The 26,267-nt window shown below is 66.5% G+C and carries 27 protein-coding genes; 17 read left to right on the top strand and 10 right to left on the bottom strand.

Annotated elements, in window-relative coordinates; genetic code table 11:
- Position 1: 1 nt before the first annotated feature.
- Positions 2-922, bottom strand: a complete 921-nt coding sequence (locus ACSFCA_RS03085) for a LysR family transcriptional regulator (RefSeq protein ID WP_435458582.1) — start codon at positions 920-922, stop codon at positions 2-4.
- 128 nt (positions 923-1,050) lie between these two features.
- On the opposite strand from ACSFCA_RS03085, the gene ACSFCA_RS03080 reads away from it, so the two are divergent.
- Genes ACSFCA_RS03080 through ACSFCA_RS03065 form a run of 4 tightly spaced genes read left to right on the top strand, consistent with a single transcriptional unit; the run spans position 1,051 to position 4,600 of the window.
- Positions 1,051-2,226 carry a CaiB/BaiF CoA transferase family protein gene (locus ACSFCA_RS03080; protein ID WP_435458581.1) on the top strand — a complete coding sequence of 392 codons (1,176 nt, stop codon included), beginning with the start codon at positions 1,051-1,053 and terminating at the stop codon, positions 2,224-2,226.
- Positions 2,223-3,206 carry a hydroxymethylglutaryl-CoA lyase gene (locus ACSFCA_RS03075; protein ID WP_435458580.1) on the top strand — a complete coding sequence of 328 codons (984 nt, stop codon included), beginning with the start codon at positions 2,223-2,225 and terminating at the stop codon, positions 3,204-3,206. Before ACSFCA_RS03080 ends, ACSFCA_RS03075 begins: the two co-directional genes overlap by 4 nt.
- The gene (locus tag ACSFCA_RS03070) at positions 3,203-3,583 is read left to right on the top strand and encodes a VOC family protein (protein WP_435458579.1); all 381 of its coding nucleotides are present in this window, start codon (positions 3,203-3,205) and stop codon (positions 3,581-3,583) included. Before ACSFCA_RS03075 ends, ACSFCA_RS03070 begins: the two co-directional genes overlap by 4 nt.
- 51 nt (positions 3,584-3,634) lie before the next feature.
- A complete protein-coding gene (locus ACSFCA_RS03065) occupies positions 3,635-4,600 on the top strand; it encodes a Bug family tripartite tricarboxylate transporter substrate binding protein (RefSeq protein ID WP_435458578.1) in 966 nt (321 codons plus the stop codon).
- A 6-nt stretch (positions 4,601-4,606) separates the two neighbouring features.
- On the opposite strand, the gene ACSFCA_RS03060 is transcribed toward ACSFCA_RS03065, so the two are convergent.
- Both ACSFCA_RS03060 and ACSFCA_RS03055 read right to left on the bottom strand, forming a co-directional pair.
- On the bottom strand, positions 4,607-4,753 hold the full coding sequence (locus tag ACSFCA_RS03060; RefSeq protein WP_176928800.1) for a hypothetical protein: 147 nt from the start codon (positions 4,751-4,753) through the stop codon (positions 4,607-4,609).
- Between the two features lie 172 nt (positions 4,754-4,925).
- Positions 4,926-5,492 carry a LuxR C-terminal-related transcriptional regulator gene (locus ACSFCA_RS03055; protein ID WP_093055635.1) on the bottom strand — a complete coding sequence of 189 codons (567 nt, stop codon included), beginning with the start codon at positions 5,490-5,492 and terminating at the stop codon, positions 4,926-4,928.
- Between the two features lie 105 nt (positions 5,493-5,597).
- Between ACSFCA_RS03055 and ACSFCA_RS03050 the strand changes: the two genes are divergently transcribed.
- From ACSFCA_RS03050 to ACSFCA_RS03040, 3 genes are all read left to right on the top strand, one after another.
- Positions 5,598-6,404, top strand: a complete 807-nt coding sequence (locus tag ACSFCA_RS03050; RefSeq protein ID WP_435458577.1) for a CoA transferase subunit A — start codon at positions 5,598-5,600, stop codon at positions 6,402-6,404.
- Position 6,405: 1 nt separating this feature from the next.
- Positions 6,406-7,044, top strand: coding sequence for a 3-oxoacid CoA-transferase subunit B (locus tag ACSFCA_RS03045; protein WP_093055639.1), 639 nt, complete (start codon positions 6,406-6,408; stop codon positions 7,042-7,044).
- A gap of 77 nt (positions 7,045-7,121) precedes the next feature.
- Positions 7,122-8,501 (top strand): CoA transferase, encoded by a 1,380-nt coding sequence (locus tag ACSFCA_RS03040; protein ID WP_258354214.1) that lies wholly within the window; start codon positions 7,122-7,124, stop codon positions 8,499-8,501.
- Here the strand turns inward: ACSFCA_RS03040 and ACSFCA_RS03035 are convergent.
- Positions 8,498-9,667: a pyridoxal phosphate-dependent aminotransferase gene (locus ACSFCA_RS03035; protein ID WP_435458576.1), complete on the bottom strand. Its 1,170-nt coding sequence runs from the start codon at positions 9,665-9,667 to the stop codon at positions 8,498-8,500. The genes ACSFCA_RS03040 and ACSFCA_RS03035 overlap by 4 nt on opposite strands.
- 27 nt (positions 9,668-9,694) lie before the next feature.
- Positions 9,695-10,651 carry a LysR family transcriptional regulator gene (locus ACSFCA_RS03030; RefSeq protein WP_435458575.1) on the bottom strand — a complete coding sequence of 319 codons (957 nt, stop codon included), beginning with the start codon at positions 10,649-10,651 and terminating at the stop codon, positions 9,695-9,697.
- A 153-nt stretch (positions 10,652-10,804) separates the two neighbouring features.
- On the opposite strand from ACSFCA_RS03030, the gene ACSFCA_RS03025 reads away from it, so the two are divergent.
- The 4 genes from ACSFCA_RS03025 to mmsB are packed head-to-tail and all read left to right on the top strand — an operon-like array spanning position 10,805 to position 15,575.
- A complete protein-coding gene (locus ACSFCA_RS03025) occupies positions 10,805-12,328 on the top strand; it encodes a CoA-acylating methylmalonate-semialdehyde dehydrogenase (protein ID WP_435458574.1) in 1,524 nt (507 codons plus the stop codon).
- A 12-nt stretch (positions 12,329-12,340) separates the two neighbouring features.
- Complete coding sequence (locus ACSFCA_RS03020) at positions 12,341-13,495, top strand: acyl-CoA dehydrogenase family protein (RefSeq protein ID WP_435458573.1); 1,155 nt, start codon at positions 12,341-12,343, stop codon at positions 13,493-13,495.
- A gap of 27 nt (positions 13,496-13,522) precedes the next feature.
- Complete coding sequence (locus tag ACSFCA_RS03015) at positions 13,523-14,638, top strand: enoyl-CoA hydratase/isomerase family protein (RefSeq protein ID WP_258354219.1); 1,116 nt, start codon at positions 13,523-13,525, stop codon at positions 14,636-14,638.
- 40 nt (positions 14,639-14,678) lie between these two features.
- The gene (gene mmsB, locus ACSFCA_RS03010; protein WP_435458572.1) at positions 14,679-15,575 is read left to right on the top strand and encodes a 3-hydroxyisobutyrate dehydrogenase; all 897 of its coding nucleotides are present in this window, start codon (positions 14,679-14,681) and stop codon (positions 15,573-15,575) included.
- A gap of 18 nt (positions 15,576-15,593) precedes the next feature.
- On the opposite strand, the gene ACSFCA_RS03005 is transcribed toward mmsB, so the two are convergent.
- Positions 15,594-15,755, bottom strand: coding sequence for a hypothetical protein (locus ACSFCA_RS03005; RefSeq protein WP_435458571.1), 162 nt, complete (start codon positions 15,753-15,755; stop codon positions 15,594-15,596).
- Positions 15,727-17,031 carry an MFS transporter gene (locus ACSFCA_RS03000; RefSeq protein ID WP_435458570.1) on the bottom strand — a complete coding sequence of 435 codons (1,305 nt, stop codon included), beginning with the start codon at positions 17,029-17,031 and terminating at the stop codon, positions 15,727-15,729. The genes ACSFCA_RS03005 and ACSFCA_RS03000 overlap by 29 nt, the downstream gene beginning before the upstream one ends.
- A 124-nt stretch (positions 17,032-17,155) precedes the next feature.
- Here ACSFCA_RS03000 and gcvA point away from each other — a divergent pair, with 124 nt between their 5' ends.
- From gcvA to ACSFCA_RS02985, 3 genes are read left to right on the top strand one after another with little or no spacing between them, the layout of a single operon-like run.
- Positions 17,156-18,136, top strand: a complete 981-nt coding sequence (gene gcvA, locus ACSFCA_RS02995) for a transcriptional regulator GcvA (protein ID WP_435458569.1) — start codon at positions 17,156-17,158, stop codon at positions 18,134-18,136.
- A 32-nt stretch (positions 18,137-18,168) separates the two neighbouring features.
- Entirely contained in the window at positions 18,169-18,807 is a 639-nt protein-coding gene (locus tag ACSFCA_RS02990; protein WP_435458568.1) for a DUF1345 domain-containing protein, read from the top strand.
- Positions 18,804-19,547: a hypothetical protein gene (locus tag ACSFCA_RS02985; protein WP_435458567.1), complete on the top strand. Its 744-nt coding sequence runs from the start codon at positions 18,804-18,806 to the stop codon at positions 19,545-19,547. Before ACSFCA_RS02990 ends, ACSFCA_RS02985 begins: the two co-directional genes overlap by 4 nt.
- Positions 19,548-19,562: 15 nt before the next feature.
- Here the strand turns inward: ACSFCA_RS02985 and ACSFCA_RS02980 are convergent, their stop codons facing one another.
- Complete coding sequence (locus ACSFCA_RS02980; protein WP_435458566.1) at positions 19,563-20,489, bottom strand: LysR family transcriptional regulator; 927 nt, start codon at positions 20,487-20,489, stop codon at positions 19,563-19,565.
- A 183-nt stretch (positions 20,490-20,672) separates the two neighbouring features.
- Between ACSFCA_RS02980 and ACSFCA_RS02975 the strand changes: the two genes are divergently transcribed.
- Entirely contained in the window at positions 20,673-21,527 is an 855-nt protein-coding gene (locus ACSFCA_RS02975; RefSeq protein ID WP_435458565.1) for a hypothetical protein, read from the top strand.
- On the opposite strand, the gene ACSFCA_RS02970 is transcribed toward ACSFCA_RS02975, so the two are convergent.
- Positions 21,469-22,971, bottom strand: coding sequence for a short-chain fatty acyl-CoA regulator family protein (locus ACSFCA_RS02970; RefSeq protein ID WP_258354227.1), 1,503 nt, complete (start codon positions 22,969-22,971; stop codon positions 21,469-21,471). The two genes, ACSFCA_RS02975 and ACSFCA_RS02970, sit on opposite strands and share 59 nt — an antisense overlap.
- 405 nt (positions 22,972-23,376) lie before the next feature.
- Here ACSFCA_RS02970 and ACSFCA_RS02965 point away from each other — a divergent pair, with 405 nt between their 5' ends.
- Positions 23,377-23,730: an alpha/beta hydrolase gene (locus ACSFCA_RS02965; protein ID WP_258354228.1), complete on the top strand. Its 354-nt coding sequence runs from the start codon at positions 23,377-23,379 to the stop codon at positions 23,728-23,730.
- Positions 23,731-23,803: 73 nt separating this feature from the next.
- On the opposite strand, the gene ACSFCA_RS02960 is transcribed toward ACSFCA_RS02965, so the two are convergent.
- Positions 23,804-24,388 carry a DNA-3-methyladenine glycosylase I gene (locus ACSFCA_RS02960; protein WP_435458564.1) on the bottom strand — a complete coding sequence of 195 codons (585 nt, stop codon included), beginning with the start codon at positions 24,386-24,388 and terminating at the stop codon, positions 23,804-23,806.
- Positions 24,389-24,447: 59 nt separating this feature from the next.
- On the opposite strand from ACSFCA_RS02960, the gene ACSFCA_RS02955 reads away from it, so the two are divergent.
- A complete protein-coding gene (locus ACSFCA_RS02955) occupies positions 24,448-26,187 on the top strand; it encodes a dipeptidase (protein ID WP_435458563.1) in 1,740 nt (579 codons plus the stop codon).
- The last annotated feature ends 80 nt before the right edge of the window (positions 26,188-26,267 follow it).

Here is a 26,267-nt window from a genome sequence, read left to right as displayed (position 1 = left end):
GTCACGGCCCTGCTTGTTGCAGAAGATGTCGAGCCAGCAATTGCGCCGCCGGCGAAAGTGCCGCCCCCGTCTTCGTCGCCATCAGCAACCGCCGCGTGGCCCACGCGTCCTTGAGCCGCACGACCTTCAGATCGAGCGCCGCAACCTGCGCCTTGCACGCAGCCAGCGGCACCACGCCGATGCCGAGGTTGGCCGCGATCATGTGGCACATCGCATCGAAGCTGCGCACCTGCACGCGCAGGCGCATCGGAATACCGGCCTGCTCCGCCGCGCGCGACGTGAGCTCCAGCAGCGAACTGCTGCGGTTCAGGCCAACGAATTCGTGCGCGAGGCAGGTCTTGAAGTCGACCTGCTTCACGCGGCTGCGCGCCAGCGGATGCTGCTTTGCGCACAGCACCACGAGCTCGTCGGTCTGGAAGGGCGCGACGTCGAGCCCATAGGCGGGTGTGTTCTCCGCGAACACGCCGACGTCGGCGAGCCCGTCGACCAGTGCGCGCACGATGTCGCCGCTCAATTGCTCTTCGACCTCCACTCGGATGTCGGGATGCTGCGCGAGAAAAGTCGCGAGCGTCGTGGGCAGGAACTCGGTCAGCGCCGACATGTTGGCCCACAGACGCACGTGCCCGCGCACGCCGCTCGAATAGTCGTTTATCTCGTTGCTGAACTGCTCGAAGCCCTGGAACAGCCGCATCGCATGCTGCATCGCCACATGGCCGGCGGGCGTGAGCGCGATGCCTTGCGCGCTGCGTTCGAGCAGCTTCGATCCCGTTGCTGCCTCGAAGTCCGAAAGCCGCCGGCTCGCCGCCGACAGCGCAAGGTGGCACGCCTCCGCGCCCTTGGTGATGCTTCCCGACTGCGCCACTGCGCAGAACAGGCGCAGCGTCACGAAGTCGACACGAGCGGGGTTGATCGGGCTGGGCATCGGCGGATTCTAGAGAGGCGCGGCCACCCCTTCGCGTTTTGCGAAGGAGTGCTGCCGTCACAGCAATTCCGCCCATCGCAATCTGTTCCTAGAGTCGGACCTTACCCAACAAGGAGACGGACGCGGACATGAATGCACTCGAAGGCCTGAAGGTGCTGGAGCTCGGCCAGCTCATTGCCGGCCCGTTCGCCGGCAAGACGCTGGCGGAGTTCGGCGCCGACGTGATCAAGGTCGAGCCGGCTGGTGTCGGCGACCCGCTGCGCAAGTGGCGGCTGCTGCGTGACGGCACGTCGGCATGGTGGGAGGTGCAGTCGCGCAACAAGCGTTCGGTGTGTCTCGACTTGCGCAGCGCCGAAGGCCAGGAGGCGGCGCGCGCGCTGGCGCTCGAGGCCGACGTGCTGATCGAGAACTTCAAGCCCGGCACGCTCGAAGGCTGGGGCCTGGGGTGGGAGCAGCTGCACGCGCTGAACCCGCGGCTGATCATGCTGCGCATCTCGGGCTATGGGCAGACCGGGCCTTATCGCGACAAGCCCGGCTTCGGCGTGCTCGGCGAATCGATGGGCGGGCTGCGCTATCTGAGCGGCGAGCCGGGGCGGGTGCCGGTGCGCGTGGGGGTGTCGCTGGGCGACACGCTGGCGGCGCTGCATGGCGTGATCGGCGTGCTGACCGCGCTGCACCACCGAACGGCCCATGGCGGGGAAGGGCAGTTCATCGACGTGGCGCTGTACGAGTCGGTGTTCAACGTGATGGAAAGCCTGCTGCCCGAGTACGACGCCTTCGGCGCGGTGCGTGAGCGCGCCGGCAGCGCGTTGCCCGGCATCGCGCCGACCAACGCCTACCGCTGCAACGACGGGCACTACGTGCTGGTGGCCGGCAATGGCGACAGCATCTTCCGCCGGCTGATGCGGGCCATCGGGCGTGCGGATCTGGAGAACGACGCCGAGCTCGTGCACAACGATGGGCGCGTGCGGCGTGTCGAGGAGATTGACGTCGCCATCGAGGCATGGACGCAGCAGCGCAGCCGCGACGAAGTGCTGGCAGCACTCGACGCTGCCGGCGTGCCGGTCGGGCGCATCTACACCGTGGCCGACATCGCGAGCGACCCGCAGTATCTGGCGCGCGAGATGATCGTGGAGGCGCCCACTTCGGACGGTGCCACGCTGAAGGTGCCTGGCGTAGTGCCCAAGCTCAGCGCCACGCCCGGCCGCATCGCGCACCCCGCGCCGCGCCTTGGCGAGCACACCGGCGATCTGCAAAGTACCGGCTGGCCAGCGCGCCGCACGGAAAGCGGGCTTCTCGTATGAAGGCGGGCAACGGCACGCGGCTGCTCATCAACGAGGTCGCCACCCGCGACGGCTTCCAGATGGAGAGCCGCTTCATTCCCACCGACGACAAGGTCGCGCTGATCGACCGGCTCAGCGGGCTGGGCTACGCCAAGATCGAAGTCACGTCGTTCACTTCGGCAAAGGCGATTCCGGCATTGCGCGACGGCGAAGAGGTGATGCACCGCATCGCCCGGCGCCCCGGCGTGATCTACACGGCGCTGGTGCCGAATGTGCGTGGCGCCGAGCGTGCGCTGGAGAGCCGCATCGACGAATTCAACATCGTCATGTCGGTGAGCGAGACGCACAACCTTGCCAACCTGCGCATGACGCGCGAGCAGTCGTTCGCGCAGCTGGCCGGTGTCGTCGCGCTGGCGAAGCAGGCCGGAGTGCCGGTGAACGTGTCGCTCTCGTGCGTGTTCGGCTGCCCGATGGAGGGCGAGGTGCCGCTGGCGGCGGTAAGAGGCTGGATCGACCGCTTCGCTGCGCTGGAGGTGCAGGGCATCACGCTGTGCGATACGACGGGCATGGCCTATCCCACGCAGGTGCAGGCCCTTTGCGAGGACGTCATCGCGGCTCACCCGCAGATGGATTGGACCGCCCACTTCCATAACACCCGCGGCATGGGCCTCGCAAACACCGTGGCCGCCGTCGAGGCCGGCATCCACCGGCTGGACATGTCGCTCGGCGGTATCGGCGGTTGCCCTTATGCCCCGGGCGCGACCGGCAATGTGGCGACCGAAGACGTGGTGCACATGCTGCAGTGCATGAGCTACGACACCGGCATGGACCTGGACGGCCTGATCGCCGCCGCGGCCGAGCTGGAGTCGCTCGTACAGCACGAGCTGTCGAGCCAGGTCTCGCGCGCAGGTCATCGGCTGACGCGGCATGCGCCGCCCGCGGATTTCAACGACATCGTTACCCGTGCCAAGGAGCGCGGACAGAAGGAGCTTCACCCGTGATCGACCATCTGGACCACCTTGTGCTGACGACTGCGCACGAAGAAGCCTGCACCCGTTTCTACGTCGATGTGATGGGCATGGCGCTCGAAAGCTTCGGCGCCGGCCGCAAGGCCTTTCGCTTCGGCAACCAGAAGATCAACCTGCACATCAAGGGCCACGAGTTCGAGCCCAAGGCGCAACTGCCGACGCCGGGTTCGCTCGACCTGTGCTTCATTGCCAGCGTGCCGCTCGAAGAAGTCATCGTGCAGCTGAAGGAGCACGACGTGCCGATCCTCGAAGGCCCGGTGATGCGTACGGGCGCCACCTCGCGCATCCGCTCGGTCTATGTGCGCGACCCCGACCTGAACCTGATCGAGATATCGGAGCTGGCGCCCTGACGGCGCAACTCCGAAGACTGCAAGCCAATACAAAACCACCGGAGACAAACCATGAAACCCATCCACCGCCTTCTCGCGGTCGGCCTCGCGCTGGCTGCTTCGGCTGCAAACGCCGACACCTGGCCCTCGAAGCCAATCACCATGATCGTGCCCACGTCGCCGGCCGGCTCCACCGACATCATGGCGCGCATGGTCGGCGATCCGCTGCAGCGCGCGCTGGGCCAGCCTGTGGTCATCGACAACAAGCCCGGCGCCAGCGGCAACATCGGCACCGAGTTCGTGGCGCGCGCCGCGCCGGACGGCTACACGCTGCTGATGCAGTACTCGGGCTTCCACGTCGGCAACCCCTCGCTCTATCCGAACATCAGGTGGAGCCCAACGAAGGACTTCGTGCCGGTGGCGATGGTGATGCGCGCGCCGCACGTCGTCGCGGTAAGCGGCAAGCTGCCGGTGAACTCGATGAAGGAACTCATCGAATACGGCAAGAAGAAGGAGGGCGGCCTGTTCTACGCCTCGTCGGGCAACGGCTCGATCCAGCACATCGCGGGCGAGCTGCTGTCGCGGCAGTCGAAGCAGGCGATGACGCACGTGCCCTACAAGGGCTCGGGCCCGGCCATCAATGACCTGATCTCGGGCAACGTCGACATGTTCATCACCACGCCGCCCTCGGTCATCGGTCACTTCGCGGGCGGGCGCATCAAGGCACTGGCGTATACGGGCACCAAGCGGCATCCGTCGATGCCCAACGTACCGACCTCGGCCGAGGCGGGCCTGCCGGGCTACGAGGTCGAGTCGTGGTTCGCGGTGTTCGCGCCGGCGAAGACGCCGCCTGAAGTCGTTGCCAGGCTCGGCGCGGAGCTGAAGAAGATCGTGGAGAGCGAAGCCTTCCGCAAGAAGGTCGACGAGCAGGGCGCTTTCGCGACCTACATGGACTCGCCAACGCTCGCGAAGTTTGTCGACCAGGAACTGGCGACCTGGTCGAAGGTGATCAAGTCGGCGGACATCAAGCCGGACTGACCAGGGCTACAGCTTGACGTTGATGATCGACAGGATGATTGCCGAGAGTGTCAGCGCGACGGGCACCTTCTGCACAGCGAGCGCGTGGGCCCGTGCGAACGAGGCCTGCGTTTGCAGCAAGAGGCTGGTTTCGGAATGGATACGTGTGGACATTTCAGACTCCTGAATAGTTGCTAGTTGCGGGCTTCCTGCCCTGCATGGCCTCAACGATAGGCCTCACTGCGCGCAACGGAGCAGGCGTTTCGACGACACGGCGTTTCCGTTTTCGCAACGATCAGGCGGCTTGTGGCCGGAACTTCCGGCAGGCCCTGGCAATCGTCAGGACCTAACCCGCGATCAGCTTCTGCACCAGCTCGGCGGTGGTCGCAGCCGCGTACTTGCGCATCAGCCGCGCCCGGTGCAGCTCCACTGTGCGGTGACTGATGCCCAGCGCCTTGCCGATCTCCTTGGAGGTCAGCCCGCGCATCACCTGCGCCGCCACTTCGCGCTCGCGTGGCGTGAGCTCGGCCTTCACGGCGCGGCGCGAGCCCAGGTCTTCGAAGGTCCAGATGCCGGCCTCGTGCGGGGCGGCGCGGTTCATCGCGTGGCCCGTGACGTGGCACCAGAAGGTTTCGCCCGCGATGGCGCCATGCAGGCCACCCAGGCGCCTCATCATGCGGTTGTCGGCGTAGTGGCCGCTGGCGTTCAGAAAGGGCTCCATGCGCTTGCCGATGCGCTCGAACTCGGCCACGCTGGGGTACAGGATGCTGAACGAATGCCCGACCAGCGCGGAGGGCGTTGCGCCAAAAATCTCGCACACGCGCACGTTGCAGGCCACGATGGTGCGGTTGCTCGAAACCACCATGCCGACGGGCGCGTGTTCAAAAGCCAGCCGGTAATCGATCTCGGGCATCGGGGGTCTCCATTACGAAATACTACGTATGCGAGTAGGTAGTATCGTTCAGGGGTTTCCCGCCCCTTTCCCACCCACTCTCCATTCATCCATCAAGGAGCCCGAGTGAACAAGATTTTTCCCACCGCGGACGCGGCACTCAAGGGGGTCGTCGCCGACGGGCAGATGCTCGCGGTCGGCGGCTTCGGCCTGTGCGGCATTCCCGAAGCGCTGATCGAAGCGCTCAAGGACTCCGGCGTGCAGAACCTCACCGTTGTCTCGAACAACGCGGGCGTCGACGGCTTCGGCCTCGGCAAGCTGCTGGAAACGCGCCAGATCAAGAAGATGGTCGCCTCCTACGTGGGCGAAAACAAGGAGTTCGAGCGCCAGTACCTGGCCGGCGAACTCGAGCTCGAATTCACGCCCCAGGGCACGCTGGCCGAGAAGCTGCGCGCCGGCGGCGCGGGCATTCCGGCCTTCTTCACCAAGACCGGCGTGGGCACGCAAGTGGCCGAGGGCAAGGAACTGCGCGAGTTCGATGGCGAAACCTACGTGATGGAACGCTCGCTGCTGCCCGACGTGGCACTGGTAAAGGCCGACGTGGCCGACAAGTCGGGCAACCTGCGCTTTCGCCTGACGGCGCGCAACTTCAACCCGGCCGCCGCCATGGCCGGCAAGATCTGCATCGTCGAGGTCGAGAAGATCGTCGAAGTGGGCGAGCTGGCCCCCGATGACATCCACCTGCCGGGCATCTACGTGCACCGCATCGTGCTCAACGCCAGCCCCGAGAAGCGCATCGAGAAGCGCACCGTGAGCGCATCGGTCGATGCCGCCGCCGCCAAGGTCGAGGCCCAGACCGCCATCGCCCAGGCCGCCGCCACCAGCGAAGTGCCGGTGCCCACCGTGCCCGCCAACAAGAAAGAAGGAGCCTGAGATGCCCTGGACCCAAGACCAGATGGCGGCCCGCGCCGCGCAAGAACTCGAAGACGGCTTCTACGTCAACCTCGGCATCGGCATTCCCACGCTGGTGGCCAACCACACCGGCACGAAAGAAGTGTGGCTGCAGAGCGAGAACGGCATGCTCGGCATCGGCCCCTTCCCAACCGAAGACCAGGTCGACGCCGACCTGATCAACGCCGGCAAGCAGACCGTGACCACGCTGCCCGGCTCGGCCATCTTCGGCAGCCATGACAGCTTCGCGATGATCCGCGGCGGCAAGATCAACCTGTCGATCCTGGGCGCGATGCAGGTCAGCACCAAAGGCGACCTCGCCAACTGGATGATTCCCGGCAAGATGGTCAAGGGCATGGGCGGCGCAATGGACCTCGTGGCCGGCGTGAAGCGCGTGATCGTGCTGATGGAACACGTCGCCAAGAAGAAGGACGGCACCGAGGACCTGAAGATCCTCGAGAAGTGCACCCTGCCGCTGACGGGCGTGGGCGTGGTCGACCGCATCATCACCGACCTGGCCGTGATGGACGTGGTGCCCGAAGGCCTGAAGGTCGTCGAGCTGGCGCCGGGCGTCAGCTTCGACACGCTGCAGTCCAAGACCGGCGCCAAGCTGATCCAGTAACAGGGCAGCGAACGCAACGACAACGAAGGGCAGGGCCGCGAGAGCGGGCCCTGCCTTTTTCTTTGGAGCACACAGGAATGAATGCGAACGAAGTTCTGGACGGCATCTGGCGGCAGGCGGGCCTGCCCGCGGAAGCCTTGCCATTTGCGCGGCTCACGGGCGCCGACCCGGTGCTGCCGTCGTCTTTTGCGGTCGGCGTGGCGGCGCAGAGCACCATCGCTGCGGCGGCGTTGGCTTCCTGCGAGCTCGGGCACCTGCGAGGTTCGCCGCGCCAGCAGGTCGGCGTCGACATGCAGCATGCAGCACTCGACTGCACCGGCTGGTTCAGCCTCGACGGGCGCGTGCCCGATCCGTGGGACACCTTCTCGGGGCTGTACCGCTGCGCCGACGGCTGGGTGCGCATTCACGCGAACTTTGCGCATCACCGCGATGGGGCGTTGCGGCTGATGAAGCTGGACCCGGCCACTGCCACGCGTGCCGAGGCCGAGGCGGTGATGGCGACTTGGCGCGCGCATGAATTCGAGGATGCGTCCGCTGCACAAGGGCTGGTGGCAACCGCGCTGCGCCGCTTCGACGAGTGGGACGCCACGCCGCAAGGCCGGGCCATTGCGGCGCAACCGCTCTTCACCATCGAACGCATCGGCGACGCACCGCCGCTCGCGCTGTCGCCGCTGCGCGAAGACCAGCGGCCGCTGACGGGTGTGCGCGTGCTCGACCTGACACGCATCCTCGCGGGCCCGGTCGGTGGCCGCGCGCTGGCGGCGTATGGCGCTGACGTGATGCTCGTCAATTCGCCGAACCTGCCGAACATCGAATCCATCGCCGACACCAGCCGCGGCAAGCTGTCGACGCACGTGGACCTGCGCACCGACGAGGGCCGCGCCGCGCTGCGGCAGCTCGCCACGCAGGCGCATGTCTTCGTGCAGGGCTACCGGCCCGGCGGCGTCGCATCGCTGGGTTTCGGGTCGGCGGAGCTGGCGCGGTTGCGGCCGGGCATCGTGTGCGTGTCTCTGACGGCCTACGGCACCCAGGGGCCGTGGGCCAATCGCCGTGGTTTCGATTCGCTCGTGCAGACCGCAATGGGCTTCAACCACGCCGAAGGCGAGGCCGCCGGAGACGGCAAGCCGAAGCCACTGCCAATGCAGATCCTCGACGAAGCGACCGGCTACCTGATCGCATTCGGTGCCGCCGCTGCGCTGTGGCGACAGCAGCAGGAGGGCGGCAGCTGGCACGTGCAGGTGTCGCTGGCGCAGACGGGGCAGTGGCTGCGCAGCCTCGGTCGCGTGCCGGGTGGCTTGTCGATTGCAAGACCTGACCTCAAGCCGTACGTCGAGACCTCGGCCTCCGGCTTCGGCGAACTGGCCGCGCTGCGCCACAGCGCGCAGCTGTCGCGAACGCCCGCAGGATGGGCGCGACCCTCGATGCCGCCGGGCAGCCACCCGGCGGTGTGGCCCTAGGCGCCCAGCGCAGCCCGCACCTTGTCTCCCAACCCGCGCAGCCGCTCCACCGGCTCGTTGGAAAACACAAAGCGCAGGTATTGCGCGCCGTGCGTCTCGCCCCAGCCTTGCATCGCCGTGGCGCAGACGCGATGCGACAGCAGGCGCTGCGACAGTGTCTGCCCGTCGATGCCGAAGTCGCTCGTGCGCAGCAGCAGCGACCAGCCGCCGCCCGGCACACCCACGGGCAGGCCGCGAAGTTCGTCCAGCACCGCGTCACGCCGCCGCTCCAGCTCGCCTACGTACGGCGCGAGCGTGCGCACCGATTGCTCCAGCGCCGTTGCCACCGCATCCTGAGCGATGCCGACCGGCACCACCACATTGGCCAGCGATACGGCCACGAGATCGGGCATGTAGCTCTCGGGCGCCACGGTCCAGCCGACGCGCCAGCCGATCATGCGCAGTTCCTTGGCCGATGAGCCGACGGTGATGGTGCGCTCGGCCATGCCGGGCAATCCTGCCGGGTGGATCACCTGCCGGCCGTCGAACAGCAGGCGTTCCATGGCGCTGTCGAGGATCAGCGTCAGGTCGTGCTGCACGCACAGCGCGGCGATGGCGCGCCAGTCTTCTTCATCGAAGCAGCCGCCCGTGGGCATCGAGGGCGACATCAGCAGCATCACGCGCACGCGGGGGCTGATGGCGGTGTGCAGTGCGGCGCGATCGAGCTTCCATTCGCCACCGGGGGTGAACTGGAACGGCACGTACTTCGGCGTGCCGCCGGCGAGGCGGATGCGATTGAGCAGCCCCGCGTAGGTCGGATCGGTCACCAGCACTTCGTCGCCCACCTCGACCGTCGCGAGCAGCGCGTTGAGGATGCCCGAGAGTCCGCCTGCCGAGATCACGCAGTTGCGTGCGCCGCTATACGCCACGCCCGACAGCGCGGACACATGCCGCGCCGCCACGTCGCGCAATCGAGACTGGCCGACGAAGGGCAAGTAGCTGTTGTCCGAGTCTTCCGAGGCGGCACGCACGGTGCGCGCGATGGCTTCGGGGTCGGGAGGGATGTCGACGTCGAGGTTCTCGAGCCGCAGAAAGGGCGGGCCATCGGCGTCGTCGGCGATGGCGCCCATGCGGTCGACGCCGATGCCTGCGATGTGTTCAAGACGTGCGGGGCGGTGGCGTGGCATGGGGCGGGTCTCCGTGTTGGGGGCTGGCTACGGGGTTGGCCTGCGCGGGCGGGCCGGGCGCTGCTGCTGTGACGCGCCATTCTCATCGCCGGGCGGGGCCAGAAGCAACAGCGCCTGCCGCGCCTGCACCGTCTCGCGCAGGAAGTTCCACACCGTCTGCATGCGCCCCAGATGCTTGGTTTCTGCCGGCATCGACATCCAGAACGTGCGCGTGAAGTTCGCTTGCCCCGGCAGCACGGGCTTCAGCGCGCTGTCGTTCTCCGCGATGAAGGCCGGCAGCACCGCGATGCCCGCGCCAGCCACCACTGCACCGTGCTGCGCCAGCACGCTGGTGCTGCGCAGCGCGAAGGCGTCGGGGCGGTGCAGTTCGTCGAGGTACTGCAGTTCCTTGCTGAAGAGCAGGTCGTCGACGTAGCTGATGAAAGTGTGGCCGCGCAGGTCTTCGCGCGTCTTGATGGGCTTGTGCGCGGCCAGATATTTTTTCGATGCGTAGAGCCGCAGCGTGTAGTCGGTGAGCTTGGTGACCACCACCGGCCCGCGCGCCGGGCGTTCGAGCGAGATCACGATGTCGGCCTCGCGCCGCGACAGATGCACGAGGCGCGGCATCGCGAGCAGATCGATGGTGAGCTTCGGATGCTGCACCGCGAACAACGCCAGCTGCGGTGCCAGCACCACCGTGCCGAAGCCCTCGGTCGCGCCGATGCGCACCAGCCCCGACAGGCCTTCCTGCGAAGCCGGCGCTGCGCTTTCCACGGTGCGGAAGGCGCTCTCCATCGCCTCGACCTGAGGCTGCAGCCGCCGGCCGGCCTCGGTGAGCCGGTGTCCGCCCGATTCACGCGAGAAGAGCGGGGCGCCGACTTCCTTTTCAAGTGCCTGGATACGGCGCGCCACGGTGGTGTGGTCGACCTCGAGCCGACGGGCCGCGCTCATCAGCGTGCCCGAGCGCGCCAGCTCCAGAAAGTACCGCAGGTTGTCCCAGTCCATGTGCTCTCGTGTCTCCGGTTTGAGGCTCTGCATTTTTGCAAAGCGGCCGCGCATATTTGTCTATTGTCATGGCAAATCTGCAAAGCTAGGATGCGTGACCGAACCGGCCAGACCGGCACCCGAATTTCACCGGATTCACAGGAGACAAACCCCATGGACGCCACCACCACGCCCTCGACCCAGGTCGCCACCGTCAAATTGCTGATCGGCGGCAAGCTGGTCGAATCGAAGACCACCGAATGGCGCGACGTCGTCAACCCGGCCACGCAGCAGGTGCTGGCCCGCGTGCCCTTCGCGACGCAAGCCGAACTCGACGCCGCCGTGGCTTCCGCCAAGGAAGCCTTCAAGACCTGGCGCAAGACGCCCATCGGCGCGCGCGCCCGCATCTTCCTGAAGCTGCAGCAACTCATTCGCGAACACATGGGCGAGCTCGCCGCGATCCTCACGGCCGAGCAGGGCAAGACGCTGCCTGATGCCGAAGGCGACGTGTTCCGCGGCCTCGAAGTGGTCGAGCACGCATCGAACATCGGCAACCTGCAGCTCGGCGAACTGGCCAACAACGTGGCCAACGGTGTCGACACCTACACGCTGCTGCAGCCGCTGGGCGTATGCGCCGGCATCACGCCGTTCAATTTCCCGGCCATGATCCCGCTGTGGATGTTCCCGATGGCCATCGTCACTGGCAACACCTTCGTGCTGAAGCCCTCCGAGCAAGACCCGATGGTCACCATGCGCCTGTGCGAGCTGGCGCTCGAAGCCGGCATTCCGCCTGGCGTGCTGAACGTGGTGCACGGCGGCGAGGCGATCGTCAACGGCATCTGCGATCACAAGGACATCAAGGCGATCAGCTTCGTGGGCTCGACCAAGGTCGGCACGCACGTCTACAACCGTGCCACGCTGAACGGCAAGCGCGCGCAATGCATGATGGGTGCGAAGAACCACGCCATCGTGATGCCCGACGCGAACAAGGAGCAGACGCTCAATGCGCTGGCCGGCGCGAGCTTCGGTGCGGCTGGTCAACGCTGCATGGCGGTGTCGGTGGCGGTGCTGGTTGGCGAGGCGCGCAACTGGGTGCCCGAACTCATCGAGAAGGCCAAGACGCTGAAGATCGGCGCCGGCACCGAGAAGGGCGTGGACGTGGGCCCGCTGGTTTCGTGCGCAGCGTACGACCGCGTCAACAGTCTCATCGAACGCGGCGAGGCCGACGGTGCCAAGCTCGTGCTCGACGGCCGCAAGCCCACCGTACCCGGCTACGAGAAGGGCAACTTCGTCGGCCCGACGATCTTCACGGGCGTGAAGCCTGGCATGACGATCTATGACCAGGAAGTGTTCGGCCCGGTGCTGTGCGTTGCCGATGCAGAGAACATCGACGAAGCCATCGACCTGATCAACAGCAACCCGAACGGCAACGGCACCGCGATCTTCACGCAGTCGGGTGCCGCAGCGCGTCGGTTCCAGGAAGACATCGACGTGGGTCAGGTCGGCATCAACGTGCCGATTCCGGTGCCGGTTCCGATGTTCTCGTTCACCGGCTCGCGTGCGTCGAAGCTGGGCGACCTGGGGCCGTACGGCAAGCAGGTCATCATGTTCTACACGCAGACCAAGACGGTGACGGCGCGCTGGTTCGACGACAGCACCGTCTCGCACGGCGTCAACACGACGATCAGCCTCAAGTAAGAAGTCCGCCGGATGGACTTCGAACTTTCCGAAGAGCAGCGCGCCTTTGCACAGAGTGCGCGCGACTTTGCACAGGCCGAGTTCGCGCCGCACGCGGCGCAGTGGGACGCCGAGGCCATCTTCCCGAAGGAGGCCATCGCAAAGGCCGGCGAGCTGGGCTTCTGCGGCCTCTACGCGCCCGAGCGAGTCGGTGGCCTCGGCCTGCCGCGACTCGACGCCGCACTGGTGTTCGAGGAGATGGCCGCGGTCGACCCTTCGACCACGGCCTTCATCACGATCCACAACATGGCGACGTGGATGCTCGGCACCTGGGCGACCGATGCGGTGGCGAAGCAATGGGGTGAAGAACTGACGAGCGGGCGCAAGCTCGCTTCGTACTGCCTGACCGAGCCCGGCGCCGGATCGGACGCGGGCTCGCTCAAGACGCGTGCCGAGCTGCAGGGCGCCGAGTACGTCATCAACGGCGGCAAGGCCTTTATCTCCGGCGCGGGCTCGACCGACGTGCTGGTGCTGATGGCGCGCACGGGCGGCGCGGGTGCGAGCGGCATCTCGGCCTTTGCAGTGCCGGCTGACGCGCCGGGCATCAGCTACGGCAAGAAGGAGCACAAGATGGGCTGGAACAGCCAGCCCACGCGCACCATCAATTTCGACAACGTGCGCATTCCCGCGCAGAACCTGCTGGGCAAGGAAGGCGAGGGCTTTCGCATTGCCATGAAGGGGCTGGACGGCGGGCGCATCAACATCGCGACCTGCTCGGTGGGCGCGGCGCAGGGCGCGCTGGATGCAGCGCGTCGCTACCTGCACGAGCGCCAGCAGTTCGGCAAGCCGCTCGCGAGCTTCCAGGCGCTGCAATTCAAGCTGGCCGACATGGCGACCGAACTGGTCGCGGCGCGGCAGATGGTGCGGCTCGCGGCATCGAAGCTCGATGCCGGCCATGCCGATGCGAGCACCTATTGCGCGATGGCCAAGCGCTTCGCGACCGATGCGGGCTTCAACGTCTGCAACGACGCGCTGCAGCTGCATGGCGGCTATGGCTATCTCAGCGAGTTCCCGCTGGAGCGGCTGGTTCGCGATGCGCGCGTGCACCAGATCCTCGAAGGCACCAACGAGATCATGCGCGTGATCGTTGCGCGAAAATTGCTGGAAGGGGACAGCGATATCCGCTGAGGCCTCGCATCCAGAACCCTCAAGACAATGACCGACTCCGTAGTTCTCTTCGACGAAATCAAGACCGCCGGTGGCCAGCGCTTTGCCGTGGCCACGCTCAACGCACCGGCTTCGCTCAACGCGCTGTCCGTGGACATGGTGCGCCTGCTCACGCCCAAGCTGCGCGACTGGGCTGCCGACGCCGGCATCGTCGGCGTGCTGCTGCAGGCCGCGGGCGAAAAGGCCTTCTGCGCCGGCGGCGATCTGCGCCAGCTCTACCAGACGCTGCTCGACTGCGGCCCCGCGCGCAACACCTACGCCGAAGATTTCTTCCGCGAAGAGTACGAGCTCGACTACCTGATCCACACCTTCCCCAAGCCCTTCCTGTGCTGGGGCCACGGCATCGTGATGGGTGGCGGCGTCGGCCTGCTGGCCGGTGCATCGCACCGGGTGATGACGCTGCAGAGCCGCATCGCCATGCCCGAGATCAACATCGGCCTGTACCCCGACGTGGGTGGCAGCTGGTTCCTGCGCCGCACGCCGGGCCGCACGGGGCTGTTTCTCGCGCTCACGGCCGCCAACGTGAATGCCGCAGACACCATTTTTTGCGGGCTCGCCGATGTGCTGGTGCCGCAGGAGCGCAAGGGCGAAGTGCTCGAAGCCATCGGCGCCACGCAGTGGGCAGGCGAGCAGAAGGCCGATCGCGCCACGCTGTCGCGCATCCTCGCCAAGGCGGGCGAGAGCGCCGAGATGCCGGCGTCGAAGGTGCGCGAGCACTACGACACCATCAATGCCCTGATGGCCGGCGACGACCTGCTCGACATTGCGAAGCGCCTGCGCGACCTGCAAAGCGACGACGCGTGGCTGCAGACGGCGGCCAAGACCTTCGCCAAGGGCGCGCCGAGTTCCGCCGCGCTGAGCTTCGAGCTGTGGCAGCGCGTGCTGCGCATGTCGCTGGCTGAAGTGTTTCGCCTCGAATACTGGGCTTCGCTCGGCTTCTGCGCGCACAAGGACTTTGCCGAAGGCATCCGGGCCGTGCTGGTCGACAAGGACCGCAACCCGCGCTGGAGCCCGGCCACGCTCGACGAGATCACGCCTGCCTTCATCGAAGACCACCTGCGCCCGCGTGGCGAAATGCCTGCCGAGCTGGCGTCGCTGGTCTGAGTTTCATCATTTCCCGCACAGAACAACGGAGACAAGACAAATGAAGATCGCATTCATCGGCCTCGGCAACATGGGCGGCCCGATGGCCATGAACCTGCTCAAGGCCGGCCACACGCTCAGCGCCTTCGACCTCTCGGCCGAGGCCTGCAAGAAATTCGGCGGCGATGGGCTGCCCATTGCCGCTTCGGCTGCAGAAGCGGTGGTTGACGCCGAGGTTGTCATCAGCATGCTGCCGGCCAGCGCGCACGTGGAAGGTCTGTTTCTCGGCGGCGCCGGCAAGCCCGGCCTGCTCGACAGCATTCGCGCCGGCACGTTGGTGATCGACAGCAGCACCATCGCCGCAGCCACGTCGCGCAAGGTGGCCGAAGCGGCCGGCGCCAAGGGCATCGCGATGATCGATGCGCCAGTGTCGGGCGGCACCGGCGGCGCGATCGCCGGCACGCTGACCTTCATGGTCGGCGGCGAGACGCAAGACCTGGAGCGTGCGCGCCCGGTGCTCGAGAAGATGGGTGCCAACATCTTCCACGCCGGCGCGGCCGGTGCGGGGCAGACCGCGAAGATCTGCAACAACATGCTGCTCGGCATTCTGATGATCGGCACCTCGGAGGCGCTGGCGCTGGGTGTGGCCAACGGGCTCGACCCGAAGGTGCTGTCAGAGATCATGCGCCGCAGCTCGGGCGGCAACTGGGCGCTGGAAAAGTACAACCCGATGCCGGGCGTGATGGAAACTTCGCCCGCCTCGAAGAACTATGCCGGCGGCTTCGGCACCGACCTGATGCTCAAGGACCTGGGGCTCGCGCAGGAAAACGCGACCGCAGTGCGCGCAGCCACGCCGCTTGGTGGGTTGGCGCGCAGCCTGTATGCGGCACACAGCCTCGCGGGCCATGGCGCGCTCGATTTCTCGAGCGTGCTGAAGCTGGTGCAGAAGGCGTCCTGAGCCGGACGCTGGCGGTGGTCAGCCGTAGTGGGACTGCACGACCCAAAGCAGGCCGATCACCACCACGAACAACACGGTGAAAAGCACCCAGGCGCGCATGATCGCCTGGTTTTCCGTGATTTCGGCAGGTGCAGCCGATGCGGGAGGCGGGCTAGGAGCGGCGGGCGGTGCTTGGGTCATGCCCGACTGTACCCCGCGGCGAGGCCGTGCTGGCCAGCTTTGCAGAGGCGTCCATCCGCGACATCGCCCACATGATGCCGGCCGCTATCAGGTTAGCCCCCACGCTGAACAGGATCGGCAGCAAGTAGCTGCGGCTCACGTCGAAGGCAAAGCCCGCGGCGGCCGGGCCGACCAGCGTGCCGAAGGCCACGCTTGTGTAGAGCACACCGATGATCGCGCCGATGTTGCGCCCGCCGAAGTAGTCCATCACCAGCGCCGGCAGTAGCGCGACAAAGCCGCCATAGAACGCGCCGTAGAAAAACGCGAACACCGCCAGCCCCCAGAAGCCGCTGGACGCTGCCCACACGAGCAGCGACAGCGCCATGCCGGTCGACATCAGCAGCATGGTCTGCGCGCGTCCCATGCGGTCAGCGAGCCCTCCCAGGAAGAAGCGCCCGGCCGTGCTGCCGACGCCGATGGCACCCAGCAGCAGCACCGCGTACGCATTGGGCACGCCGTGGTCCAGCGCGTAGGGCACGAGATGCACGAAGGGCACGAACAGGCCGAAGGAGCTGATGAGGCAGGCTACGTACAGGCCGGCGAAGCGCCTCGAGCGCACGGCATCGCGCACCGCGAAGCCCTCGGCCTGGGCCGACGCCGCCTTGGGCTGCGGTGGATCGCCGTCGGGGCCGAGCCCGCGGTCGCGCGGGTCGTTTTCGATCAGCAGCGCCATGCCCACGCCCACCACCACCGCCAGCGCGCCTAGCGCCAGGTAGGCGTTCCGCCAGCCCAGCGTCTCGATGAAGAACGACGCCAGCGGCGGCATCACCAGCGTGCCCACGCCGATGCCGCTCACGGCCAGCCCCGAGGCAAAGCCGCGCCGCCTGACGAACCAGCGCTGCACCGCACCCAGGACCGGCACGTACGACGCGCCGACCCCGAGGCCGACGCCGAGCCCATAAGCGAGATAGATCTGCGTCAGGCTCCGCGCCTGCCCCGCAAGCGCCAGCCCCAGCCCGACCAGCACCATGCCGGCGACGGCCAGCCGCCGCGAACCCCAGCGGTCGGCCAGCGGACCGCTGAGCACGCCGAGGCCGAAATAGAGAAAGCCTGCCAGCGAGAACACCAGCGAAACCGAGCCGCGCGAGGCGCCGAAGTCTTTCTGCAGCGATTCGAGAAAGGCGCTGAAGGTGTAGGCGCTGCCGAAGCCGACAAAGGTCACGGCAAAGGCGCCTGCGACCACCAGCCAGCCGCGGAAGAGGCCGCCGGCTTGCGATGAGGTTGGCGTGTGGCTCAAGGGAATAGGCCTTTAAAGATCAGAATATCTGAATGGATTGATTTCGGGTGTGCCAATATTCCCGCTTATCAATCTGTGCTGCAAACCAGAACTTCTACCGTTGCTGGATCAGAATTTCTAAATAATGGAACACCAGCTACCGCCCCTCAATGCACTCCGCGCCTTCGAAGCCACAGCGCGCCATCTCTCGGTGAAGAACGCGGCGGACGAACTGTGCGTGACCCCCGGCGCCGTGAGCCAGCTCGTCAAGACGCTGGAGCTGCACCTTGGCGTGCAGCTGTTCCGCCGCGTCAATCGCGGCGTTTTCCTGACCGACGCGGGCCAGGCTTATCTGCCGCCCGTGCGCAATGCCTTCAGGCAGATCAGCGATGCCACGCAAAAGGTCGCCGTTCCCGCGGAGACCGGTCTGCTCACCGTGAGCGCCACGCCGTTCTTCGCTTCGGCGTGGCTCGTGCCGCGCCTGAAGTCCTTCCAGGACGCGCATCCCGACATCGACCTGCAAGTGCTGACCGGCAATGCGCTGGCCGATTTCTCGCGCGATGGCGTTGACGTTGCCATCCGCCACGGCATGGGCCAGTACCCCGGGCTCGCCAGCCAGCGCGTGCTCACGGTCGAGATGATTCCCGTCGCCGCGCCCGCGCTGGTCGCCGAACACGGCAAGCCGAAGAAGCCGGCCGACCTGCTGCTGTGGCCGCGCGTGAACGATGCCGATCGCAAGGGCTGGCGCCTGTGGTTCGAGGCGCAGGGCATCGAAGATGCCGGCCCGGCGCGCGGGCCTTCTTTCGACGACGCCGGCCTGCTGCTGCAGGCGGTGCTCGCGGGGCAGGGCGCGGCCCTGCTGCCCGCGGCCATGATGGCTCCCGAGATCGAGCAAGGCCGGCTCGTGCAGCTCTCGAAAGCGACGTGGCTCGAAGACTTCGCGTACTACCTTGTGTGCCCCGAGGGCAGCCGCGACCGGCCGAAAGTCGCGGCTTTTCGTGACTGGCTGCTCAGCGCGGTGCGGCAGAAAAGTGCTTCGTCAGGTAGCCGCAAGAGAGCATCGTCGACAGTCGCAGGTCAGGCCGTAGCGCCGCCACCCCGGCGGCGTGCCGTGCCCAAGCCTTGATGAAACTCCAGCGACACAGATTCCTCCGCCCGATGGCCGCCCGGCCGCGACTCTTCATTGCCACGGCCATCGCCATTGCGACCGGCCTGCTCATACCCTCGGCCGTTGAAGCCCACCTGGTCACGCGCCTGCTGATAGCGTGGAACACGGGGGCCTGCCTGTACGTGCTGCTGGCCGCGGTCATGATGACCCGGTCGTCGCAGCAGCACATGCGCTACCGCGCGCAGATGCAGGACGATGGGCAGATCGTCATCCTCGTGCTGGTGGTGGTGTCCGCTATTGCGAGCCTGGCGGCCATTGGCGGCGAGCTCGCGGTGGTGAAGGACATGCACGGCCTGGAGAAGATCGCGCACATCGCGCTGGCCGGGCTCACGGTGATGTCGTCGTGGGCTTTCACGCAGATCATGTTCACGCTGCACTACGCGCACGACTACTACGCCGGCGCTGGCCGGGGGCGCAAACCCGGCCTCCAGTTTCCGGACGACGAACCGCCGACCTATGGCGATTTCTTCTATTTCTCCGCGGTGATCGGAACTTCGGGGCAGACGGCGGATGTGTCCTTCGTGTCCAAGCCTCTGCGGCGCATCGGCTCGGTGCATTGCATCCTGGCCTACCTCTTCAACACGACCGTGCTCGCGTTGCTCATCAACATTGGCGCGAGCATGTTTTGAGCGCGCCGGCACGCCATCGCAGACTTGCCGCTGCAGCGGCCCTGCTGTGCCTGGCGCCGGCCGCGTGGGCCGACGACGAGCCGGCCGAGCTGCCATTCAAGCTCACCGTGGGCGCCTACCGGGTTTCCGGCGGCGGCCTGCCCGCGGGGCCGGGGCTGGACATGAACCTGCGCTACACCTACGGCGACGGCAATGTCTGGATCGGCTGGTTCCGCTCGCCGGTGCTCGACTTCGCGCAGCCGCGCGTGGGATGGGACCACACCTTCACGCTGGGGCCGGTGCGGGTGTTGCCGTCGTTGCAGGCCGCCTCGGGTGGGTTCGTGGGCGGCAGCCTGGCGGTGGAAACCGGCGACAGCTGGTTCGTCGGCACGGGGCTGGGCCGCACCAACCTTCGCAACTACGCGAACCTGAACTTCGACCCGAACGATTCATACACGGTGTATGGCGGCTACAAGTGGACGGACGGCACGGCGCTGTCGCTCTCGCTGATCCGCGACAACCGGCTGAACCCCGACCAGCAGGACGTGCATCTGATCTACCGCGTGCCGCTGCCCGAGCGGCAACGCCTGACCGTCGATCTGCTGGCCAAGCAGGGCACTGTCGATGGCCGGTTCATTCGTCGCGCGGGCCTGACGGTTACCTACGACTGGCCGCGCTGGTTCGTTCGCGCGGCCTACGACCCGAAGGTGAACTTCACCGCGCAGGACATGGTGCGGCTGTCTGTGGGCACGCGGTTCTGAAGAGAAGAAAAGAGCTCAGAGCAGCTCGATTCCCGACAGGCTCTTGAAGCAGTTCTCTCGCGTGACGCGCACGAAGTCCGCCAGCCACGGCTGCTCCGACGTGCCCGGCGTGCACGCCATGTAGAGCCGTCCCGTCAGGCCCTTGCTGCCCACGCGCCGGGCAGTGACGTAGCCGCGGTCCAGGTAGTTCTGCACCGCCCACAGCGGCAGCGTTGCCACGCCGCGCCCGCTCGCCACCAGCTGCAGCATCGCCACCGTGAGCTCGGTCGTGCGCCGGTGCGCAGGCTCCGCGCCCGCAGGCGCCAGCACCTGCCGCACGACGTCGATCACTTCATCGGGCACGGGGTAGGTGATGAGCGTCTGGTCGGTGAAGTGGCGCGCCGTGAGGTAGGCCTTGGCCGTCAGCGGATGGTCGTTGGCCAGCAGGGCCATGATTTCGAAGCGGAACAGCGCGTGATAGTCCACCGCTTCGTCGGGGCCTTCCCTGGACACGATCGCCACTTCGGCGCGGTTCTGCATCACCTGCGCGATCGGGTCGGAGTGAAAGCCGGAGACGATGTCGAGCTCGATCTCGGGCCAGCGCTGGCGGAACGCGTCCATTGCCGGCATCAGCCAGTCGAAGCAGGCGTGGCACTCGACCACGATGCGCAGCTGGCCGCTGCGCCCCAGCGCGAGCCGCGCCACGTCGCGCTCTGCTTCCTCGATGAGCGGCAGCGCGGTGTCGGCCAGCTGCAGCAGCCGCAGGCCGGTGGTGCTGAACTGCGGCGGCACCGACTTGCGCTCGAACAGTTGCGCGTCGTAGCGGTCTTCGAGCAGCTTGATCTGGTGCGACAGCGCCGATTGCGTGAGGTTGAGCAATTGCGCCGCGCGCACCAGGCTGCCGGTGTCGCGAAGCGCGATGAGTGTGCGCAGATGACGTATTTCGAGGATCGACTGGAGCATGAAAATTATTCAATCGAATTTGCGAAATATCTCGGTTGAATCATATGCCTGGTGGCCATTCACATCCAGTTGCTTGGCTGCGAACGGACGCGTTTCGACTTCCATGCGACGAGCCTGAACTTTTGCTTTACTTCACAAGATGGCGCGACGTGGGGAACGAGCAGGTGTGCCAATAATGGCACCATGCTCTCTCCGAACCGTCTTTCCCCGTTCCGTTTCTCCCTGTTGCTTTTGCTGTCTCTGGCCCCATTGATGGGCTGGGCGCAGAACCGCGCGGAAGCACTCCTGCAGTTCGAAGGCGTGCAGGCGCGCTACCAGGCGTCCTATGCGCCCGGCGCCGTCGCGCGCGGTGCAAAGGAACTGCTTGACCCCGATGACCAGGCCATCGCCGACAAGGCGCTCAAGGCGCTGGACACGGCCGCCACGCGCGCGTTCAACACTGCCGCATCTGTGTCCGCCATCCAGCAGGAAGTGGCATCGGCGGGCAACGGCGGTGCAGCGCCCAGCCCCGAATTGCGGGCCGCCCTGGCCCGCTTCGTGAAGCTGCGCACCGACTACACCGCGATGAGCGAGGCCGGCAGGGCCGAGTTCTTCAATCGCGAGCGCGCCAAGCCGGCCGACCCAGCGCGCACCGAACTGCTCGAACGCATGGCCGTGGCCGATGTTCGCGAGATCGACTTTTCTAGCCAGCTGCTGATGAGCGCGGTGGTCAAGCAACTGGCGCGCGGCAACGGCGGACAACTCAGCTCGCTGCCGGACCGCACGCTCGACATGGCTCTCGACACGCTGTGGTCGCGCGGCGTGACGTCGACGCGCCCGCGCAACCTGATGCTGGTGGCACGCGAGTTCGAAAAGCAGGTAACGCAGGCGCTGCTCGCCGCGCTGCCCGATGCCGATGTGGCCGCCTTGCTGGCTTGGCGTAACGACCCGCAGGCCGCAGCCGAGCGCGAGGCGCTGGTGGGCACTTATCGCGCCGAGGTCAAGGGGAGCGGCGGGGTCGCGCTGCGGACGCTGGTGCGCGCCTGGCCGCGCTCCTGACGATCGCGTTGTTGCCGGACGGTGCTGCCGCGTAGGGCATGAACCGGCTCTGGTTCTCGTCCACGTCGAGTGGCCGGCCCACGAACGGAAACGCGCGCTGCGGGCAGGCCTCGCGTTCGCACACCTTGCAGCCCGCGCCGATGGGCGTGGGCACATCGGGGTCGCGCAGGTCCATGCCCTTTGAATAGACCAGCCGCGTGGCGTGGCTGATGTCGCAGCCCAGCCCGATCGAGAAGGTCTTGTTGGGCGAGCCGTAGCCGCGATAGCCGTGCGACACGGTGCGCGCAATCCAGAGGTAGGCGCGGCCGTCGGGCATGCGAGCGAGCTGCGTGAGCACGCGGCCCGGCTGCGCGAAGGCCTCGTACACGTTCCACAGCGGGCAGGTGCCGCCGGTCTTCGAGAAGTGGAAGTGCGTGGCCGACTGCCGCTTCGAGATGTTGCCCGCGCGATCGACGCGAATCAGGAAGAAGGGCACGCCGCGTGCCTCGGGCCGCTGCAGCGAGCTCAGGCGATGGCAGATGGTTTCGAAGCCCACGCCGAAGCGGCGCGCCAGCTGGTCGATGTCGTAGCGCAACTGCTCGGCGGTTTCGAGGAACTCGCCGTAGGGCAGCAGCAGCGCGGCGGCGAAGTAGTTGGCCAGGCCGATGCGCGCCAGCGAGCGGGCCGTGTCGCTCGATAGTGGCGCGGCGGCAACCAGTTCGTCGAGCATGTCGCCCACCTCGAAGAAGGCCAGCTGCGTGGCGAGCTGGAAGGCATGCTGCCCGGGCTCCAAGTAGGGCGAGAGCCGCAGCACGCGCGTGGCTGGGTCGTAGCGCCGCTGCGCGCCGGCCTCTCCGTCTTCGGCGGGCACTACCCGCACGCCATGCGCATCGAGCAACTGGCGCGCGAGGCGGTCGCCGGGGTTGCCTTCGCGCAGGCGCCATTGCGCGGCGAGGGCTTCGGCTGCTTCGTCGAGTGGCGCGATGTGGTTTTGATGTGCGAAGAAGAAGTCGCGCACTTCCTCGAAGGGCATGGGCCGCGCCTGCGGCATCCGCGCGAGATCGCCGCGGCCGTCGCCGAGTTCGCCCGCCAATGCCTCGAGCCGTTCCATCGCATCGCGGTGGCGCTGGTGCAGCGCAACCAGCGCGCGGCCCACGGCCGGCATCTGCGTGGCGACTTCGCGTAGCTCGGCCAGCGCGACGGCATCGCCGCCGGGGTTGTCGGCCAGCGCTTCGCGCAGGCTGGCGATGAGGCGCGCTTCTTCGTCTTCCGAGAAGGCCTGGATGTCGACGCCCAGCGTGGCATGCAGGCGCAGCAGCACCGGCACCGTGAGCGGCCGTTGGTTCTGCTCGATCTGGTTCAGGTAGCTGGGCGACAGGCCCAGCTGCTGCGCGAGCGCGAGCTGGCTCAGGCCGCGCTCCTCGCGCAGGCTGCGCAGCCGCACTCCCATGAAAGTCTTCTTAATCGCTTTATCCGGTTATTCGCAAGATTCGCAAATACGGTGAGGCTCATTCGCAATCATTTGCTTAGACAGACCTTCATTATGGGCGCGATATTTCTTGAATTGCGAATTATGCAAATCTCGCGGACCGGCCCATTGGAGAGGCAGAGAACTTGCAAGGCTCGGTGGCTGGCATGCAACGTGCGTGGATTTGCTTGCGCGATGCCCGTCACTTGACGGGCTAGAGGAAAAGTACACAAACTAACCGCATTTCTGGCGCCCGAAAGGGCAGTTGAGTTAGCCTCGATTGAAAGTTCCCGTTCATTGTTTCAATTTCATGAACACTGCGATTCGATTGCATGGGGGTTAACCCTTGGAATCGCGGTGCACACTTGGGGCACCCAAAAGCCCAATGAAGAAGGAATTGAAATGAAGACCTCGAACATCCTCGCCGCCGCCGCTCTGTCCCTGCTCGCCGCCGCTGGCGCCCATGCAGAAACCTACGAAGGCGTTCAGCCCCTGACCTCCGGCTACAGCCGCGCCGAAGTGGCGCCCCAAGCCGCGGCAGCTGCCCGTGCCGGTAACGCTTATGGCGACAACGAAGGCGCTGCGTCGACCGCAACGCCCGCCCTGGCCGCTTCGGTCGACCGCGCCACTGTTCGCAGCGAGGCTGTTGCCGCTGCACACGCACCGGGTCAGAACCTGCGTCCCGAAACCTTCGCTGGCAGCGTGATCCCCTCGCAAGCGAAGGGCCTGACCTTCACGCGTCAAGCCGGCCTGTAATTGAAGGCGGCGCAAGCCGCTTCAGTCACACGTCAACAAGAAACCGGACCTGCGAAAGCAGCGTCCGGTTTTTTCATTGGGGCTTGGGTGTGTGTTTGGCGCCGTGCCGGTGGCAGTCGTGCGCGTGGTCGTCCACGATGCCTGTCGCCTGCATCCACGCGTAGACGATGACGGGGCCGACAAACTTGAAGCCGCGCTTCTTGAGCGCTGCGGAAATATCCTCCGACAGCGGCGTCTTTACTGGCACGCTGCCGGTGCGGTTGACGATGGGCTTGCCACCCGCCATGCCCCAGATGAATTCGGAGAAATCTTCGCCCGCCGCCTGCATCGCGAGGTAGGCGCGCGCGTTGCCGATGGCGGCCTCGATCTTCGAGCGTGAACGCACGATGCCGGCGTCTTGCATCAGCCGCTCGACATCGGCCTCGGTGAATTTGACGATCTTCTCCGGCACGAAGCCCTTGAAGGCCTTGCGGAACGCGTCGCGCTTGCGCAGGATGGTGAGCCACGAGAGGCCGGCCTGGAAGCCGTCGAGCATGAGCTTTTCCCACAGCGCGCGGCTGTCGTGCTCGGGCACGCCCCATTCGGCGTCGTGATAGGCGGTCAGCAGCGGGTCGGTCTGGGCCCAGGCGCAGCGGATCTTGTCGGTGCTTTTGCTCATTGTTCGTTTCTTCGCTCGGCTATCTTCGGAGATGTTTTCAGAATGAGAGGGAGACCCTGATGCAGCATTTTCGATTTTCATTGTCGGCGCTTTCGTTGGGCGTCGCGCTCGCCCTTGGTGCGCAGGCGCACGCCGAAACGATCAAGAAGCCCCAACTCGATCAGCTCGCCGCCGCGTGGCAGGCCGGCAAGCCGCCCGCCGACTTCAACGCTTTCCTTGCGCAGGCCGCAAAGAGCCAGCCCGCATTGCAGGGCAGCGTGAATGCGTACCGCAGCAAGAAGGCCTCGCTGGCCGGCGACGACCTCGTCAACATCGCGCGCCTGCTTGGTCTCTACAACCGCCTGAAGAACCAGCAGGCAGTGATTGCGAGCATCGGCACCATGGTCGCGATTCCGACCGTGCGCAACGTGCAGGTTCCGCCCCATGAGAGCGCGCCGATCGTCGAGTTCGGCCAGCTGGTGCAGAAGATGGCGAATGATTTCGGGCTGGCCTATCGCAACGTCGACAACCGCATCTTCGAAGTCAGCCTGAAGGGCAAGGGCACTGAGGAGTTCGGCATCCTCACGCATTCCGACGTGGTGCCCGCGGTGCTGTCTGAATGGGTGCTCGATGACGGCACGCGGCTCGACCCCTTCAAGATGACCCGAGTGGGCGACTTTCTCTACGGTCGCGGCACCATCGACGACAAGGGCTCCATCGCCGCCGTGCTCTATGCGATGAAGGCGGTGAAGGAAAGCGGCTTGCCCATCGAACGCAGCATCCGCCTGATGATCGAGACCACCGAGGAAACCGGCGGCGACGCGATGCAGTACTACCGCACCAAGACGCAGCTGCCGGCCTACAACATCGTGCTCGACAGCAAGTACCCGGCCGTGGTGGCAGAGAAGGGCTCGGGCGCGCTGAAGGTGCTGTTCCCGGCAGAGCAGGCGGATGGCGCATCGACCGCGATCACGGCCATGAGTGGCGCCGCATCGGTCAACGCGATTTCGCAGACGGCGATGGCCACGCTCAAGGGCGGCGACCTTGCGGCCGTGCTCGCGAAGCTCGAAGCAGCAAAGCCGGCCTTCCTGCAGAAGTACGAAGGGCAGGGCGGAAAGTTCGCCATCGACATTGCGCGCGGTGCCGACAGCATCGAGCTGAAGGTAACGGGCGTCTCGGCCCATGGCTCGCGGCCCGAGGAGGGCGTGAACCCGCTGCCGCGCCTCGCACTGTTCCTGCAGGAGTCCGGCGTGCCGTTGGCCGCCAACCACTACCTGAAGGCCGTGAAGTACATCGACGCGCTCTACGGCACCGGCTACCTCGGCGAGAAGATGGGCCTGGGCTATGCCGACGACTTCATGGGCCCGCTGACCTTCTCGCCCAACCTTGTGCGCATGGGCGGCGACGGCAGGCTCGAAGTCACGGTCAACGCGCGCATGCCGCGCGGGCGCACACCCGACGAGCTGAAGGCGCAGGTCACGTCGAAGATCGATGCGTGGGCAAGCGCGAACAACGTGAAGCTCGAGGTCGCCTACGACCAGGGCAACTGGATGGCGCGCGACCCCAAGGGCGCGTGGCTCTCGACCCTGTTGAACATCTACGGCGACACCACCGGCCTCGAGGCCAAGCCGGTGCCCACGGCCGGCAGCACCACCGCGAAGCTGATGCCCAACGCCATCAACTTCGGCCCCGCGATGCCCGGCAAGAAGTACACGGCGCACAACGCCAAGGAGTACAAGGAAGTGCCCGATCTCGACGCCGACATGCAGATGTTCACCGAGATGCTGGTGCGCATCGGCAACCTGCAGCAGATGCAATAGCGGGCCTCATGTGTAGCTTCCGCCGTATTCCCACGGCAAGCCCGGCCTGCTGAAATGCGCATCGCATGACCGAGGGGGCT

Source organism: Variovorax multivorans, from assembly GCF_051216835.1.
Taxonomy (GTDB): Bacteria; Pseudomonadota; Gammaproteobacteria; order Burkholderiales; family Burkholderiaceae_C; genus Variovorax.
This window is presented reverse-complemented; position numbering and strand designations above follow the sequence as displayed.